The 18,292-nt window shown below is 52.5% G+C and carries 13 protein-coding genes and 1 pseudogene; 13 read left to right on the forward strand and 1 reads right to left on the reverse strand.

Annotated elements, in window-relative coordinates:
- Positions 1 to 57 precede the first annotated feature (57 nt).
- The 12 genes and pseudogenes from hglS to E4T63_RS17660 all read left to right on the forward strand — a co-directional run bounded on the left by hglS (position 58) and on the right by E4T63_RS17660 (position 16,157).
- Positions 58 to 1,446 carry a 2-oxoadipate dioxygenase/decarboxylase HglS gene (gene hglS, locus E4T63_RS17605; RefSeq protein WP_135296153.1) on the forward strand — a complete coding sequence of 463 codons (1,389 nt, stop codon included), beginning with the start codon at positions 58 to 60 and terminating at the stop codon, positions 1,444 to 1,446.
- 457 nt (positions 1,447 to 1,903) lie between these two features.
- Entirely contained in the window at positions 1,904 to 2,419 is a 516-nt protein-coding gene (locus E4T63_RS17610) for an Hcp family type VI secretion system effector (RefSeq protein WP_003226246.1), read from the forward strand.
- 131 nt (positions 2,420 to 2,550) lie between these two features.
- Positions 2,551 to 4,593: a type VI secretion system tip protein VgrG gene (gene tssI, locus E4T63_RS17615; RefSeq protein ID WP_135296154.1), complete on the forward strand. Its 2,043-nt coding sequence runs from the start codon at positions 2,551 to 2,553 to the stop codon at positions 4,591 to 4,593.
- On the forward strand, positions 4,583 to 5,320 hold the full coding sequence (locus E4T63_RS17620; protein ID WP_134786771.1) for a DUF4123 domain-containing protein: 738 nt from the start codon (positions 4,583 to 4,585) through the stop codon (positions 5,318 to 5,320). Before tssI ends, E4T63_RS17620 begins: the two co-directional genes overlap by 11 nt.
- A complete protein-coding gene (locus E4T63_RS17625) occupies positions 5,320 to 9,969 on the forward strand; it encodes an RHS repeat-associated core domain-containing protein (protein ID WP_245223389.1) in 4,650 nt (1,549 codons plus the stop codon). Before E4T63_RS17620 ends, E4T63_RS17625 begins: the two co-directional genes overlap by 1 nt.
- Before the next feature lies 1 nt (position 9,970).
- A complete protein-coding gene (locus tag E4T63_RS17630; protein ID WP_158547269.1) occupies positions 9,971 to 10,501 on the forward strand; it encodes a CPCC family cysteine-rich protein in 531 nt (176 codons plus the stop codon).
- A 205-nt stretch (positions 10,502 to 10,706) separates the two neighbouring features.
- Positions 10,707 to 12,893, forward strand: a pseudogene (locus E4T63_RS17635) (RHS repeat-associated core domain-containing protein); the annotation flags it as partial.
- Between the two features lie 3 nt (positions 12,894 to 12,896).
- Positions 12,897 to 13,205, forward strand: coding sequence for a hypothetical protein (locus E4T63_RS17640; protein ID WP_135296155.1), 309 nt, complete (start codon positions 12,897 to 12,899; stop codon positions 13,203 to 13,205).
- Positions 13,206 to 13,667: 462 nt separating this feature from the next.
- A complete protein-coding gene (locus tag E4T63_RS17645; RefSeq protein ID WP_135296156.1) occupies positions 13,668 to 14,000 on the forward strand; it encodes a hypothetical protein in 333 nt (110 codons plus the stop codon).
- Between the two features lie 333 nt (positions 14,001 to 14,333).
- The gene (locus E4T63_RS17650) at positions 14,334 to 14,804 is read left to right on the forward strand and encodes a hypothetical protein (RefSeq protein ID WP_135296157.1); all 471 of its coding nucleotides are present in this window, start codon (positions 14,334 to 14,336) and stop codon (positions 14,802 to 14,804) included.
- 337 nt (positions 14,805 to 15,141) lie between these two features.
- Entirely contained in the window at positions 15,142 to 15,456 is a 315-nt protein-coding gene (locus tag E4T63_RS29000) for an Imm50 family immunity protein (RefSeq protein WP_432431698.1), read from the forward strand.
- A gap of 203 nt (positions 15,457 to 15,659) precedes the next feature.
- Positions 15,660 to 16,157 (forward strand): hypothetical protein, encoded by a 498-nt coding sequence (locus tag E4T63_RS17660; RefSeq protein WP_135296159.1) that lies wholly within the window; start codon positions 15,660 to 15,662, stop codon positions 16,155 to 16,157.
- 37 nt (positions 16,158 to 16,194) lie between these two features.
- On the opposite strand, the gene E4T63_RS17665 is transcribed toward E4T63_RS17660, so the two are convergent.
- Positions 16,195 to 17,007, reverse strand: a complete 813-nt coding sequence (locus E4T63_RS17665; protein WP_135296160.1) for a VanW family protein — start codon at positions 17,005 to 17,007, stop codon at positions 16,195 to 16,197.
- A gap of 215 nt (positions 17,008 to 17,222) precedes the next feature.
- Here E4T63_RS17665 and E4T63_RS17670 point away from each other — a divergent pair, with 215 nt between their 5' ends.
- Positions 17,223 to 18,029: a glycosyltransferase family 2 protein gene (locus E4T63_RS17670; RefSeq protein ID WP_135296161.1), complete on the forward strand. Its 807-nt coding sequence runs from the start codon at positions 17,223 to 17,225 to the stop codon at positions 18,027 to 18,029.
- Positions 18,030 to 18,292 lie beyond the last annotated feature (263 nt).

Below are 18,292 nucleotides of genomic sequence, written 5' to 3' on the forward strand. Positions count from 1 at the left end.
GCGAAGGCTGCGATCTTTTCCTCCATCCATTACGTGACCGTGGCAGGAATTTTTTTCATGACCGTGCAGCCTTTCGTCAGCCCCGACCTGATCCGCCAACGCTTCTCCAAAGCGATGTCCGACATGTACCGCGAAGAAGTGCCGTTGTACGGCGCGCTGATGGAGCTGGTGGAACAGACCAACCGCGAAGTGCTGGCGGCTCAGCCGGACATCGCACGGCAGCTCGACAGTACCGGTGAAATCCAACGGCTGGACATGGAGCGCCACGGCGCCATCCGCGTCGGCACGGCTACAGAGCTGGCGACCCTCGCCCGGCTGTTCGCGGTGATGGGCATGCAACCGGTGGGTTATTACGACCTGACTCCGGCGGGTGTGCCGGTGCACTCCACGGCGTTTCGCGCGGTGCATGAAGCGGCGCTGCAGGTCAGTCCGTTTCGGGTGTTCACTTCGTTGCTGCGTCTGGAACTGATCGAAGATCCCGAGCTGCGCGCGTTTGCCGAATCGGTACTGAATCAGCGTTCGATCTTTACCCCTACTGTCTTGCACCTGATCGAGCAGGCTGAGTCAGCGGGTGGTCTGAATGAGCCTGAAGCGGAGGAATTTGTCCTGCAGGCCCTGGAGACCTTTCGCTGGCACCACAGCGCAACCGTCACCGCCGCGCAGTACCAGACCCTCAGCGCTCAGCACCGTCTGATCGCCGATGTGGTGGCGTTCAAAGGCCCGCACATCAATCACCTGACCCCGCGCACGCTAGACATCGACAAGGTTCAGGCGCAAATGCCGGTGCATGGCATCACCCCGAAAGCGGTAATCGAAGGGCCGCCGCGTCGGCACTGCCCGATCCTGCTGCGCCAGACCAGTTTCAAAGCGCTGGATGAGCCGATCACTTTCACCGACCAGCACAACACCCGTGGCAGCCACAGCGCGCGCTTCGGCGAGATCGAACAACGCGGCGCGGCGCTGACTCCCAAGGGCCGGGCGCTGTATGACCGCCTGTTGAATGCCGCGCGCGATGAACTCGGTGACTTCCCCAACGAAGGCAACGCCGCACGTTACAACGCGCTGATGACTCAGCACTTTGGCGAATTTCCTGACAGCGTCGAAGGCATGCGCGAACAGGAGCTGGCGTATTTTCGCTACTTTCCTACGGAAAAAGGCCTGGCAGCGGGTAGCCTAACGTCCGCATCGCTGGAGGATTTGCTCCGCGAGGGCCACGTGAAAGCTGGACCGTTGGTGTACGAAGATTTCCTGCCGGTGAGTGCGGCGGGGATTTTTCAGTCGAACCTTGGGGACGCGGCGCAGACGCACTATGGCGAACACTCCAACCGCCAGGCGTTCGAACAGGCGCTGGGGCGTGCGACCATTGATGAGTTGAGGTTGTATGCCGAGACGCAGCGGCGTTCGATTGAGGAGTGTGCTCAGGTTTTGGGCGTGAAACTGTTCTGACTGTGGCGAGGGAGCTTGCTCCCGCTGGGCTGCGAAGCGGCCCTCGTTTTGGGAGCGCTGCGCACTCCAGCGGGAGCAAGCTCCCTCGCCACAGAATCAAATGTTGCCTCTAGCGCAGTCGCGACAACAAGGCGAAACGCTCGACGCTGGCCCTTGGCCTTACTGCGCAACTTCTTGCGCACTCGCTCGGCGAAAAAGACTGATCATCGCGCTGTAGGCCTTGAGGCACGTGGCCCGCAGCCGAGTGCGCAACTTCTTGCGCAGTACTGCGCAAGAAGTTGCGCACTTTCCCTCTCGATTCAGCAAAAAACATCGGCCAAACCGCACGCCAGAGCCACTCCACCCCCGGTTGCCGGGACCTTCGACAAACCTGGCACGCTCCTTGATAACAGTCAGGCACCCACCGGGCGATTTCGCCTCCCGGGCACCCTAAATTTATCCGCAAGGAGAGCACCCCATGGCAACACCAGCGTACATGTCGGTTACCGGCGAAAAACAAGGCCTGATCACTGCCGGCGCCTTCACCGCCGACTCCGTTGGCAACACCTACCAGGAAGGCCACGAAGACCAGGTCATGGTTCAGGCTTTCAGCCACGACGTGATCATCCCGCGTGACCCACAATCCGGTCAGCCAACCGGTCAGCGCGTGCACAAGCCAGTGATCATCACCAAGGTCTACGACAAGGCTTCGCCTCTACTGCAAGCTGCTCTGACCTCCGGCGAGCGCATGAGCGAAATCGTTATCCAGTGGTACCGTACTTCGGCTCAAGGTACTCAAGAGCACTACTACACCACCAAACTGGAAGACGCGATCATCGTCGCCATCAACAACAAAATGCACAACTGCCAGGATCCAGGCAACTCGCACTTCACCCACCTGGAAGAAGTGCAGTTCACCTACCGCAAAATCACCTGGACCCACGAAGTATCCGGTACTTCGGGTTCCGATGACTGGCGTGCTCCAGTCGTTTAATTACGGCTGATCGTTACAAGCATCGACCAGCCCTGCTGGTCGATGTTGTTTACGCCCCTCCAGAATTTCGCGTGCGTTGAACCGCCTTGCGGTTGTCGACGAACGCCGCTGTACAGCACGAGGAACAAGGGATGTTCGCGCCGGCCAATGAAACCCACTTTGCCCTGACCATCGAAGGGCTCTCCGCCGATTTTCAGGTGTTTACCCTGACCGGCCGGGAAGCCATCAGCCAGCCTTTTGTCTTTGAGGTGGAGCTGGTCAGTGAGCAGCCGTCGCTGGACCTCGAAACCCTGCTGCACAAACCGGCCTTCCTGCAGCTGTCGCCCGATGGCAGCGGCATCCATGGCCAGATCTACCGCGCCGCGCAAGGTGACTCGGGCAAACGCCTGACCCGTTATTCGGTGACCCTGCGCCCGCAATTGTCGTACCTGGCGCACCGCGTCAACCAACGGATCTTCCAGAACCTCACGGTGCCGAAAATCATCGGCATGGTTCTCGAAGAGCACGGCATTCAAAGCAACGCCTACGAATTCAAGACCGGTTCGATCTATCCCGAGCGCATCTACTGCGTGCAATACGATGAATCGGACCTGCATTTCATCCAGCGTCTGTGCGAGGAAGAAGGTATTCACTACCACTTCCAGCACAGCGCCACGGCGCACAAGCTGGTGTTCGGCGATGACCAGACGGTGTTCCCGAAACTCAAGCCTGTGGCCTACCAGCAAGACTCCGGCATGGTCGCCAGTAACCCGGTGATCAAGCGTTTCGACCTGCGCCTGGAAACCCGTACCAGCCGCACCACGCGCCGCGATTACGACTTCGAAAAACCGCGCCTGACCCTGGAAAGCGAAAACCGCGGCGACGCCCTTCCCGACCTCGAAGACTACGATTACCCGGGCCGGTTCATCGACCGCGAGCGCGGCAAACACCTGGCCAAACGCGCCCTCGAACGCCACCGCAGCGACTTCCAGCTCGCCGAAGGCAAGAGCGATCAGCCGCTGCTGGTCAGCGGCCACTTCCTCGCCCTGACCGAGCACCCGAAGGCCAAGTGGAACGACCTGTGGCTGCTCACCGAAGTCCTCCACGAAGGCAAGCAGCCGCAAGTGCTGGAAGAGTCGGTGACCAGCGACACCACCGCCCTCAAAGATGATTTCCATCAGGGCTATCGCAACCGCTTCCAGGCAACGCCGTGGGACGTACCCAACCGACCACCGTTGCGCCACCCGAAACCGCGCATCCTCGGCAGCCAGAGCGCCGTGGTCACCGGCCCCAAAGGTGAAGAGATTCACTGCGACCAGTACGGTCGGGTCAAAGTGCAATTCCACTGGGACCGCGAAGGCCAGGCCGACGACAAAACCAGTTGCTGGCTGCGCGTCTCCAGCGCCTGGGCCGGCGCCCAGTACGGCGGCATCGCCATCCCGCGCATCGGCATGGAAGTGCTGGTCACCTTCCTTGAGGGCGACCCCGATCAACCGCTGATCAGCGGCTGCCTGTACCACAAGGAAAACACCGTCCCGTATGAGCTGCCGGCAAACAAGACCCGTAGCACCTTCAAGACCCTGAGCTCGATGGGGGGCGGCGGTTACAACGAACTGCGCATCGAAGACAAGAAAGGTCAGGAGCAGATCTTCCTCCACGCCCAGCGCGACTGGGACGAGAACATCGAGCACGATCAGAAGATCCGCGTCGGCAACGAACGCCACGACACCGTCGAGCAGAACAGCTACACGGAATTCAAAGCCGAAGAACATCACACCGTCTACGAAGACCGCAAAGTCGAAGCCCGCGCCAACGACCACCTGACCGTGGGCGTGAACCAGCACATCAAGATCGGCACCGGCCAATTCATCGACGCCGGCCAGGAAATCCACCTGAGCAGCGGCATGAAAGTCGTGCTCGAAGCCGGCGCCGAGTTGACCCTGATCGGCGGCGGCAGCTTCATCAAGATCGACGCCGGCGGCGTGACCATGAGCGGCCCGGTGATCAACATGAACTCCGGCGGCAGCCCAGGCAGCGGCACCGGCGCCGCCCCGCTGATGCCCGGCATCCTGAAACAGGCCGACACTGACAAGGCCGGCCAGGTCCTGACCCCGGCCCAGATCAATACCCTCAAACGCAACGCGCCGTTCTGCGAAGAATGCGAAAAATGCAAGGCAGGTGCCTGTGCCATCTGATCGACTGACACCCAAGGATTGGCTGGCACAACAGCCGCTGCAGACTGGCGAGCGCCTGTACCTGATCGTCAGCGCAGCAAGCGATGCCGACGCGCTGAAAACCCTGTACCTGACCGAACCCACCGCCCAGCTCCTGCCGATCTGGGGCGGCACGCCCTACTCCACCTGGCAACCGGTGATGCCCTACGTCACCGAACTCAAACCGAACTCGGCATTCCTGCCCTGGATCGCCGAAACCGACGCCCTCGATTGGGGCTGGCTGGCGGTCTCACGCGCCGAACCGAACGAGGTGTTCGAACACCTGCGCAGCCTGACCCAGGTGAAGATGCCGGACGGGACCGAGGTGTTTTTCCGCTTCTGGGATGGGCGGCATATCTACCCGATTCTGAAGGGGATTGGGGAGAAGGCTGGGGAAGTAATGCCGGTGTTTGAGCGGTATTTGATTAATGGGCAGACGCTGGAGGTTGGGACACGGGTGTTGCCGAAGGTGAAGGATTGGCCGTGGTGGGAGGTGCCGAAGGATTTGCTGGATGGCTTAGCCAAGGACAACCCGACGACACTGATCAGCAACCTTATGCAGTGGCTGGAAGAAGACCGCCCGGACATTTACAACGCTTGGCCTGAGAACAACCTGAAGCTGAAAGTCAGCCGTTTCGTGCGCCGCCCGGATGCGCCGAAAAACCTTAAAGAAGCACTGTTAAACCACCTGATTCTGGAGCAAGGCTGATGGATCGCGTTGCCTTTGTTGATAAACAACTCTCTACCTTCCCGGACAGTTTGAAGGACTACCGAGAACTGACTGAAAGCAAATATGCGGAATGGCTGGACAAGGGGCCTCAATTTCTCGATAGACCAGCATTTTTTGGGTTGAGCAGATCCATCAAGCTCGGGAGCGCGAACGCTACTGTCAGTGTGAAAGACGATGAGTTCGAATCCACGGTTGCACAGTGCCCCAAGGATGGCAGACTGCTGATCGAAAGTAAGTTTGTCTCCGTCAACGACATTCCCGTTGGCAATATAACGGTCGAGGTCACTCCCAAAGAAGGCGGCACAGCAACTTCTATCACTCTCGATGCTGATGGAAAAGGTGTTTACAAGGGCGTACCAGGAAAAAAATACTTCGTTCGGGTACAAAGCTCAGTAACAAAAAATCAGCTAAATCAGCTATTTAGCTCCTACGACGGGTTCACCGCACAGTTAAAAGACTGGCTCGACTTAGAATGGAGAAAATACAGACCACTTTGGCCGAAGGAAACACTTGCCTCCCCCTACCTCGCCCAGATGAAGGGAACGCTCATTGGAAGTTGGGAGGCGATCAAGGCAGCATTTGACGGCATTAAGCGAATCTTTGAGATCCTGAAGGATCCGAAACAATTCGCAAAGGAATTGGGAGAAAGCGCGAGCGATTTGTTGAGACTAGCGAAAGAAACACCAGCGATGATGGAAAAGCTGATGTTGCTAGCCAGCGACCAAGCGGCACTTTTTCTTATTCTGAAGGCGTCAGGAATCTGGCTACTACAACTCCCTCCCAGCGTAATATCCGGAAAAACCGCAGAACAAATATCCAGCGCCATCGTAACTATTTTAATAGATATTCTTCTGGCGATCGTTCTCACGTTCGCTGCAGAGGGCTCAGGTATTGCCTACCTCGGCGTGCGCTTGGTTAACTACGGTGCAAGAGTTATCGAAGCTGTCTCTGGGTTTGTAAAATCCATATTCAGTATTGTTAAAAAGTTCATGGAAGCGATCGAGCACTACAAAAAACTCGCTACAAGGGCGATCGCTGGGACTTTTGAAAAGGGCAAGGTCAAACTTGGCTGGGACCGACAAGACCATGCAAAAGTTGGCAGTTCAGAGCATGTTGATGACAAATCAAAACAGTCAACCAACCACGACGATAAAAACGTCGCCTGCACCAGGGAAACTTGTGTTAACGGCTGCCCAGTATCGATGGTTACAGGGGAGGAACTGCTAACGCTTACTGACGGCCAGTTAAATGGACTGTTTCCATTCGAATGGACCCGCCTATATCGTACTAGCGCAGCAGAAGTAGACTGTGGACTAGGCTACGGGTGGAGTCACGCTCTTGCGCAGCGAGTCCAAGTGAATGACGACGGGATTGTCTGGACAGATCATGAAAATCGCATCACCAACTTTCCGCTTCCTAGCGAACAACGGTCAGCAATAACCAATAGCCTAGCAAAAGCGGCTATCTTTATTGGTGATGATCCATCTGAACTCATTCTGACCCAGGCAGGCGAGCGCCCGCTGTTCTATCACTTCAGGTACAACAGCGAAGGCGCAACACTTATTGCAATTACTGACCGGTATCGTAATCGGCTTCATATTACTCGCGATATTCATGGACGAATCAAACGTGTAGATAACGGTGCGGGACGAGCATTATTAATTCGCTATAATCGCAAGCATATTGTATCTGTCGATTATCAGCAGTTCATCCCTGCAGACAACCTGGAAGATGCTTGGGCCACCATTCAAACACTTGTCACTTATCGATACGACGAGCACAGTCGCCTCGTGGAAGCGAAAAACGCCGCGGGTGAAAGTGAGCTTTATTCCTATAACCACCAAAACGTAATTCTCGAAAGGCAACTAGCTGGTGGTGCGAGCTTCTTCTGGGAATGGGAGAACGAAGGAAAATCCTCTCGATGCATCCATCATTGGGCAAACTTTACACAGATGGATGCCCGCTATACTTGGGACGATAATGGAAGCGTCACTGTTACTAACGCTGATGGCAGTGAGGAAATCTACACTCATGACGATCACGCCAGACTCATCAGCAAAGTCGAACCGGGTGGAGCGGAACACAGCAACATCTACGACGAAAAGGGCCGTCTTGTTGCCGAAAAGAATCCATTAGGCGCAATCACGGAATACCAGTACAACGACGCGGGTCGATTGGAAGCAGTAATTCCGCCAGAGGACACACCTACACTTTACGACTACAAATTCGGCTTTGTGTCCGAAGTTCGTCGTGGCGATGCGATCTGGAAATATATACGAAACAAACAAGGTGATATCACTCAACAAATTGATCCCGACGGTAATTCAACGTATTACTCTTACGATGATCAAGGTCGTCTTTTAGAGATTCTAAACCAGGATGGCAGCCGCCATAGGTTAGGTTGGAACAACCTCGGCGAATTGCTTGAAGAGCAGTTACCGGATGGTGGGAAACGTAAATACCGTTACGATGCACTTGGGCGGCAAATCACTCGCCAAGATGAAACGGGCGCCATTACTCAATACCAATGGGATGCCGTTGACCGTCTGATTCAGGTGATCCTACCCGGTGGCGCCAGCCGTGCCTTCACCTATAACCCGTATGGTCGCGTCACCGCCGAGCGAGACGAACTTGGGCGCATTACCCAGTACGAATATGCTGACAACCTGCATCTTGTCAGTCGTCGCATCAATCCGGACGGCAGCCAACTGCGCTACCGCTACGACAATGCGGGACTGCTGCTTACCGAAATAGAGAACGAGCGCGGCGAGCAATATCACCTCGACTACTACGCCAACGGCCTGATCCAACAGGAAACCGGCTTCGACGGTCGTCGCACTGCCTACGAGTACGACCTCAACAGCCAGTTGGTCAAGAAAACCGAATTCGGCGATGACGGCAGCGAACTCGTTACCGAATACCAGCGCGATGCTTCTGGCCGCCTGTTGGTAAAAATCCTCGCCGATGGCGAAGAGATTCACTACAGCTACGACGGACTGGGTCGTCTGGTAAATGTCGACGACGGCAATTGGCCACTCGCCTACGAATACGATGTGCAAGATCGCCTGATCACTGAACACCAAGGCTGGGGCACCACACGTTACGAATATGACAGCGTCGGCCAACTGAACCACTGCCGCCTGCCCGATGGCAGCAAACTTGACTACCGTCACCTGCCCGGCGGACGTCTGAGCAGCATCGACCTCAATGGCTCTCGCCTGACCGCTCACCAGTTCAGCGCCGGACGCGAACAGCAACGCCAACAAGGTCTGCTGCTCAGCCAATACCAGTACGATGAGCAGGGTCGCTTGCAAGCCCACACAGTCGGCCAGCGAGACAAGAACCTGTTTCAGCGTCGATACAACTACGACGCCAACGGCAATCTCGCCGGTATCGATGACAGCCGCAAAGGCAAGCGCAGCTACCACTACGACCCGCTCGACCGACTCATCAGCGTGCGCGGCGCCACACCGGAAAGCTTCGCCCATGATCCGGCCGGTAACCTGCTGGGTCAAAACAACGAAGGCACAGCGAACCTGGCCAACGTCAAAGGCAACCGCCTGCTGATGCAGGGCGACCGCCATTACGACTACGATGCCTACGGCAACCTGATCCGCGAACGCCGTGGTGCCGGCCAGAAACTCGTCACCGAATACCGCTACGACTGCCAGCACCGCCTCATCGGCGTCAGCCTGCCGGGCGGCAGTACCGCATCCTACAAATACGACGCCTTTGGTCGCCGTATCGAAAAAACCGTCGACGGCCACACTACCGAGTTTCTGTGGCAAGGCGAACGATTGATCGCTGAAAGCGCGGAAAACCGCTACCGCAGCTACATTTACGAACCTGGCAGCTTCCGCCCTCTGGCAATGCTCGACGGCGAAGGTCCACGCAAAGCTACGCCGTTCTACTATCAGCTTGATCACCTCGGCACGCCGCAAGAACTCACAGATTACAGCGGCGAGATCATGTGGTCGGCGAAGTACCGCGCCTACGGTAACCTCGCCGCGCTGGACGTCAGCGAGATTGATAATCCGCTGCGCTTCCAAGGTCAGTACTTCGATGCCGAGACGGGGTTACATTACAACCGGCACCGCTACTACAATCCGGGCACTGGGCGGTTTTTGACGCCGGATCCGATCAAGCTCGCGGGTGGGTTGAACAACTATCAGTACGTGCCTAATCCTACGGGTTGGGTAGATCCGCTTGGTCTGAACACTTGTCCTGGCGGAGATAAATGCATCCCTGGCCAAGGCGCTGAGGCGCCTGAGGACAAAGCCAGAGTAAATCAAGGAGATGCGCAGGTTCCAACGGCGGCCGCATCTGTCAATTGGAAGGGATTTTCTTCTGGGAAGTTGCAACCTCATTATCAAAAGCATGTAATTGATCAAAAAGAATTCGGAAACATAAGCCAAACTGAATACTTAAAACAGGCGAAAGAATTCTCGAAAGAATCAGGAAGCTTTAACGAAACGAATGTCGGAAATTTTGTAATCAAACATGACCCAGCAACTGGAAGAATATTTGTTGGACACTTGAAATCCAGAGAAATTAGAACATTTTATAGAGATGATGGTAGAAGCGCCGACGCCTTCCAATCCGCCATTGAATTGGCTAAGGGTTTATAAAATGACCAAAATTGATCGACACGATGCTATAAAAAAAATCTCAAAGGCAATTTTGATTTTGCTTGACCATGACGAGCGAGAATCTCATCTCCTCGATTGGTGGAGTATTGATGAGAGCAATCCTGAATTCTTCACACTATCAGAGCAACTGCAGAGCCTTATTGCTAGCGGGGACGATCTACCTAGCGACATCGATGATAAAAAATATGACGAACTTATCTTGCTTGCCCTAACATCAAGCTATAAAGGCGTAACAAACGTATTCTTATCAAAAAAATTAAAACAATTGAATATTGGAGAGTACGAGGTATCTGGAGAAATTGAAACTCTGATGCCTTGCCCGTGCTGTAAATACCGCACGCTTTCAGTGCTTGGTAATTATGAAATTTGCGACCTATGCAAATGGGAAGACAATGGAACTAGCAACCTTGACACTTATAGCGGCCCAAACCACATGACTCTTCGGGAAGCAAAAGAATTGTTTGCAAAAAAAACTGAGAAACTTCCTTTGGATAAATGGGTGAAAGAATAACGTTGAGATGAGTCATTCGCGTGTGTGGATAGTCGAAATTGCGACTATGGCGAAGTAATCAGGTCACCGACCTTACAGACGAGACTAAGGGGGACTAAGGGGACAGGTTTATTTTCCGGCTTGCCCCCCTTTTTTGATTCAAAAGGGAGTGAAAATCCCCCTGTTCTAGCCGCTTTTTCAGAAACAGATCCGTCCCCTTTTTCCGGAAGAGCGTCTGCCGGACGGAGGTCAACGGAAGTATCGCTACGACGCACTGGGTCGTCAGATCACTCGTAAGGAAGAATCCGCGCCATCACCCAATACCAACGGAATGCGGCCAACCGCCTAGCACAGCGCAACACGTGCCTTCACCTACAACGCCTATGGCAACGTCACCGCCGAACGTGACGAACTCGGCCGCATCACTCGCTACGAATACGCCGACAACCTGCACCTTGTCAGCCGCCGCATCAATCCGGACGGCAGCCAACTGCGCTATCGCTACGACAACTCGCAACTCAACCTCACCGAGATCGAGAACGAGCGCGGTGAACGCTATCAACTCGACTATTACTCGAACGGCCTGATCCAGCAGGAGACCGGTTTCGACGGTCGCCGCACGGCTTACGAATACGATCTTAATGGCCAGTTGCTGAAGAAAACCGAGTACGGTGATGACGGCAGCGAACTCGTTACCGAATACCAACGCGATGCCGCTGGCCGTTTGCTGGTCAAGACACTTCCCCATAGCGAAGAGATTCACTACAGCTACGACGCACTGGGCCGCCTGATAAACGTCGACGACGGCCATTGGCCGCTCGCCTACGAATACGACGTGCAGGACCGCCTGATCACCGAGCACCAGGGCTGGGGCACGACGCGATATGAGTACGACAGCGTCGGCCAATTGAGCCACTGCCGCCTGCCAGATGGCAGTACGCTCGATTACCGTCACCTGCCCGGCGGGCGTCTGAGCAGCATCGACCTCAACGGCTCACGTCTGACCGCTCACCAGTTCAGCGCCGGCCGCGAACAGCAACGCCAACAAGGTCTGCTGCTCAGCCAATACCAGTACGATGAGCAGGGTCGCTTGCAAGCCCACACAGTCGGCCAGCGAGACAAGAACCTGTTTCAGCGTCGCTACAACTACGACGCCAACGGCAATCTCGCCGGTATCGATGACAGCCGCAAAGGCAAGCGCAGCTACCACTACGACCCGCTCGACCGACTCATCAGCGTGCGCGGCGCCACACCGGAAAGCTTCGCCCATGATCCGGCCGGTAACCTGCTGGGTCAAAACAACGAAGGCACAGCGAACTTGGCCAACGTCAAAGGCAACCGCCTGCTGATGCAGGGCGACCGCCATTACGACTACGATGCCTACGGCAACCTGATCCGCGAACGCCGTGGTGCCGGCCAGAAACTCGTCACCGAATACCGCTACGACTGCCAGCACCGCCTCATCGGCGTCAGCCTGCCGGGCGGCAGTACCGCATCCTACAAATACGACGCCTTTGGTCGCCGTATCGAAAAAACCGTCGACGGCCAGACAACCGAATTCCTGTGGCAAGGTGAACGACTGATCGCCGAAAGCGCCGAAAACCGCTACCGCAGCTACATCTATGAGCCCGGTAGCTTCCGTCCATTGGCGATGCTCGACGGCGAAGGCCCGCGCAAAGCCACGCCGTTTTACTATCAACTCGATCATCTGGGCACACCGCAGGAACTCACCGACTACAGTGGCGAGATCATGTGGTCGGCGAAGTACCGCGCCTACGGTAACCTCGCTGCGCTGGACGTCAGCGAGATTGATAACCCGCTGCGCTTCCAGGGTCAGTATTTCGATGCCGAGACGGGGTTACATTACAACCGGCACCGCTACTACAATCCGGGGACTGGGCGGTTTTTGACACCGGATCCGATCAAGCTTGCGGGTGGGTTGAACAACTATCAGTACGTGCCTAACCCTACTGGATGGATCGACCCACTGGGATTGAGTTCCGATTGCCCCGGAGGACCAAACTGCAAGCCCGGAAAAATAGAAGATCCCTCACGTAAAGCAAACGTGGATGACGGAGCACCAAAATCTCCAGATGTTCAATGGACCAACCACGGAAATAAGCACGTAGCACCCAAGGCTCCTTGGCCATCTGTTGTAAAGTCAACAGCAAATGGCGGAGCAGCCAAGTATGCACCAGGCACAGACATTGAAGCTTTAGAACGACATGCTTTTGAGCATGGCCAAGAGGTTAACAACGGGAAACCTTGGAAAGTGATCGACATGGGACGAACAATCGGCGCAAACGATGGAAAAGAAACTCGATTCATGAGGGTTGAGCTCAGTGCAAATACAATTCATGGACATCCAATTTCCGAAGATGCATTTAAAAAACTCACGAAAAAGAAGAAATAAAACATGCTTATTACAGAAATAGAAAAACTAGGCGGAACTGTAACATTCGATGATATTTCTCAGCTGGATCAGTCCGCTGATATATCCATCATATTGGATGAACTCAAAGAAGATCTATTTCAAGCCATTCTTCCCTTCCAGCAAATAATTGATATTGGTTGGTATCCGGAGTTTAGTGAACACGGCGCATTCAAAGTATCATTAATCTCAAATTACAACTGGGAAGCGCCCATCCATAGCGAAAAAGCAAAAGACTGGACCGAGCTGAAAAATGCAATCAAAAATACTTTGAAAAAAGTACAAACAGAATAACGAATAGAAATTAACTATTCAAAAACTTAAAAACCCCTTAGAAAAATCACAAAAACGAAAATGGGACAACGAAAATGGTGGCGGATTTATTTCGAGCTTGCCACTTTTTGATCAAAAGAGACTGAAGCTCTCCTTTGGCCCCTTTTCAGAAAATAAATCCGCCCCCTTTTTCTAAAGCAAATTTAAATAATGCTGCGGAAAAATTCGCCGGCAACAACCTTATAATTAGCAAACTATTTAGAGTAAGAAAATATACAAAAACCCTCAAGACGGAGTAGAAGTAGTAGAAGACATGAATGGAAACTATTTTAGAGTTTACGACCCCTCACTTCACGGAAAACGTAAATATCTGAACCTTGACTTAATTGTACCTAGCAACAAAACGCTTCCGAACGGAAAGCAAACAGGCAGATCGCGAAGCGAATACAACGAAGTTACGCACTTTAACAAGGAACCATAGAAGTGAAAACAATTTCAGTGCCAGTAACCGTGGAAGCAATGAATCGATTAGACTTTGATGCATGTTTACCGGGAGATCTGGAAGAAATTTTTCTTTCCGAAGATGAATTCTCAATCCTTGTAAAGACCGGAGCAATTGAAAAAATTTACTCAACACTAGGAATACTTATAGACGAGTACGAAGACGAAAAAATACAAGGAACCTCAGAATTACAAACATCCCTCAACATATTCCAAGAAGCATTAAAAACCACCAACACTGAAATAATAAACAAAATCTTAAAGCTTAATGAATCAGCAATAAAACATGATACTGGATTGTTTTTTTACTTCTGAATTTTTTCCAGAAATATATAAATTGATAAAAACTACAAATCCATATTTAATACTCAACTCAAAGAATATCGAAAAAAACCACTCTTTATTCGATAAAAATGGCAACTCAACATAACTGAATGACATAAACACATAAACGCTTTCAATTTATAAAAAATAATGGATTTCTATTTCTGGTGAAATCACTCACCAAAAAACTGAGCATACCTATACTGCTTCAGCTTGCCACTTTTTGATCAAAAGGGATTGAACGCCCTCCCTTTGGCCTTCTTTTCAGAAAATAAATCCGGCCCCTTTTTCATTGCAAAAATTCGATGACTGGGAAAAGCTTCAATGAAGACCACTTTTGAAACTGCTTTAGACCTTCACGAGACATCTGATTTCTTTAAAGGAAATGGACAATATTTTGCTCGAGACTCAGACTGGGGAGACCATCTTTCTATTAGTAACTGGCAGGAAATATGCAGCGTTTTAAAGAACCAGAAAGCCGCACAAAACTTACTTACATCGATATTTGAAGATTATGCAGAATACTTAAAGGAAGATTATTCAGATGCCGAAGGATTATTCTCCAACATAAGCGCCTACTACACACTTAAAAACAAAATAGCCTTTTTATCGAGCAATAGTTACGACCTAATCGAAAGTCTTGACGAGAGAAGCAAGAAAAATATAGGAAAACTATTTCGTCTGCTTAGGCAGCAATATGATTTAAAAAACAAGGATCTGCCAAAGTACACATTTGATGAGGAAATTAAACGATTAAGACTCAAGGGATGCACTCTTAATCTTGAACAACTTTGAGAAACCTGCAGATCACGACTTCGGCATAGCTGAGGATAGATATTTAAAACAATTCAAAATCTAAAATTCTTCTATCTCCATAAATACCGCATTAAATTAGTGGGTTAAGGGGACAGATTTATTTAACGGTTCGCTTTCCTCTCGATTTAAAAGGGATTAAAAATCGATCCGTCGCCCTCTTACCACTTCAATCAACGACCAATTAAAAACTCTAGAACAGGCAAAGCACCTGGTAAAGCCCACTACATATTTCGAGCAATTTAGAATGTGGATATCATCAATATCGAACAAAAAGCAGTGGACGTCGATTTTCGGAGAAACATATTCCCCCTCAAGCATGCGTACGTCATACGTAATGCTGGACGGAAACTCTATATGCATAAAATTATCCAGCAAAATAGAGCAAGCAGCCCCTAAAAAGTGGCTGACAAAGAATTACAACGAGTATGAGTTTCAGCTCTACATAGTAGACATAGAAAATTTTAATGTAGAGAATTTCAACTTCAGCGGCACCACCACCTTAACAATCGAGGGAAAATCCTCAGACTACAAAGTCACAATTAAATTTGAAAATAACTGTGCAGTCACATGCCAAGCAAAAAATATTAGTATAGCCAATATTAGGGCATACAATAATGACGGCGCAGTATAGTGCAATGCGCTCACTGACACTTTTATAGACAGTATTGCATTCAGGCATTACCGACAATGTCGGGTACAGATCACAGTTTCTTTTTACATAGACGCGATCATCTTACAATCTAATCGCCTTCATAAACATGACTCTTGGGCTCTCTAGTTTTAGGCAGAAACTATACCCATTACTTTGCGGCCCTTCGGTTTACATGAGCACCCATGAATAAACATCAAATCACACTCGCCAATAACTGGATCGCCACCTTCGAAAACAACGGTGAATTCCGCATGGGAGCCGAAGGCTGGAGCTTGCTCCTGCAAGGGCCTGACGGCAGAAATATCAATTACTTCGCGGACAAGATCATTTTGGTCAACGATGACGACGGCACCCAGGCTAATTCATGCATTCGTCTATCCAGCGACGGTGTCTACGGTTATTTGAGCACAGCCGTTGACAGCTGCTGGGTCATCGATTTTTCGCGGTGCATGATCGCCCCGCACCGAGTTAGCATCCATCACTACCATGACGCCTACGACGTAAGCGTGGCAGCTTACGAACAACCGGCCTTCAAGCGTGCGAGGCAATATATCAGTGTGGTTGGAAGATACATCTATCTGACCTTCCCGCTGACCAAAGATGAAGACTTCCCCAAGGTATGGGAAGAGTATCTGTCCATACGCAAACGCCAACTGGATGAGCTCTATTTCAGAAACTGACCAGTGGGCGCCAATATCATGTTGCGATTGGCGCGCCCTACCCGATCAACTCGTCCGCCACCTCATACTTAACCACCACCCGATTTCGATACAACCTCACCCTCTCCACCAATTCCCCCACCTGCCCCTTCTCCCGCACCTCCCGCCAGATCTCATTCTCCCGATACACCCGCTCCCCCTCCCGCACAAACCGGTGCTTTTCCTGAAACACGTGATACCGATACGCCCGCACCTGATCGCACAGCAACTCACCCTCCAACTGCGTTTCCCCCACGTTCAACTTCAACTGAAAAGTCCGATCCGTCGGGTTATGCAGCACCAGATCAACATAGTTGTAGAAAATCGCCGCGCCCGAACCGAATGGCAGCACCCGCCCTTCGTCCGGGAATGGGTCGAAGCTGTGGTTGGAGCGTTCAACGACTATCAGCGGTGAGTGGATCGCCATCCAGTGGATCAGGTTGCTCAGTTGGCAGATTCCGCCGCCGATACCGCGTCGCGCTTCGCCGAAGGACAGTTCCATGCCTTCGACGTAGCCGCGTTTGCGGGTTGGGCGGCCGACGAGGCGGCAGAAGGAGAAGTGTTCGCCGGGGGCGATGATGAGGCCGTCGATGGCGGCGACGGCGAGTTTGAGGTTGATGACTTTGTTGTGTTGCAGGGCGAGGTCGGAGTTGCCCAATTTGCGGATGAGTTTCGAGGTGTGTTTCAGGTAGCGGAATGGCAGACGGTCAGCGCCGGCCACAAGGCGTGCGTAGCGTTTGCTGGAGCAGTGCCAGGCGATCTGGCGGAATAGTCTTTTTTGCCACACGCGCAGCCAGTACAGGGCCGGGTGGTAGAGGGAAAGTGGTTTCATCCGTGAGGCGACGGCAGGTGCCGTTTTGTCCTTGAAGCATCTGAGGGGCGCGCAGTTTAGCCTGTGGGCCGGCTTGCGTCGTGCGCGAGATGTCGTGGCTCGACACACTTCGAATGGCTTGCTGAACGGCAAATTAAGCTTCAACTAAGCTTGCGTCGCTAGCATCCCGGCCCGAGAGACACCTGTCGCCGATCAACCGCGGATGAGCTTCCCGAATGAGCCAGTTTGATTTACCAGCCGTTACGCAGCCGAATTTCAGTCTTGTATTGGTAAATTACAAAACCCCGGACATCACCCGGATGTGCCTGGAGTTATTGCGCCAGCATGTTCAAGCGCAGCGCATTCCGGTTTGGGTGGTGGACAATGATTCGGCGGATGCCAGTCTGGATTACTTGCGTTCGCTGGACTGGATCAACCTGATCGAACGTCCCTCCCCCGGCAAAGAAGCGGGACATATTGCGCATGGCAAGGCGCTGGATCTGGCGCTGGAAAAAGTTGAAACCGACTATCTATTTCTGCTGCACACCGACACCTTTGTCTACGACAAGGAAGTCTTCGCGATGATGCTGCGTGAGTGTACAAAGTCTGCGGACATCGCCGCAGTCGGGTGTGTCGAGCAAATCAATCGAGGGATTCTGAGAGACACCTGGCGACTAACTTCGCGGTTTTGCAAACACTATATTCGCCGGGCGAAAACTGCATTGGGTTTGCGCAGTAAAGAGCCGAAACCTTATCGGGAAACTCACCTCAAGAGTTTCTGCACTTTGTGGAACGCCAAGTTGATGAAGTCCCATGGACTGCACTTTTGCATGGATGACCGAGTGCCCGGTTATACCCTGCAAGATCGAATGGTCGGTCTGGGCTATGGCATCAAGCTGCTGTCACCACGCAAGATTTTCCGCTATCTGGATCACATCCAGGCAGGAACCGTCGCCGCCGCCGGCACGTACGGCAAAAACCACCGCCGCACCAAGATGTATGAAGCCACCCTCAAACGATTTGAGGGGCAGGCATCGGCATAATCGCGAACACAAAAAAGGGGCGACTGCAAAGTCGCCCTTTTTTATCTGAAATTGTATACATCCGCTCCGAAGAGGTGTTCGCCCAGTGTAATGGCCTGGCAATCCATGCACCGGTAAAGAGCCCTGACACTGGGCGAACGGGAAGGATTTTAATAGAAGTTGGCAGATATGTCGTCATACACAAAGGTAAATTTTATGTACGAAAAAGTTAATAGATATTTATCGACGAAATCCTTTCGTGAAACTTTCAAAGCACGGCTCAG

This window comes from Pseudomonas fluorescens (assembly GCF_004683905.1).
GTDB lineage: Bacteria > Pseudomonadota > Gammaproteobacteria > Pseudomonadales > Pseudomonadaceae > Aquipseudomonas > Aquipseudomonas putida_A.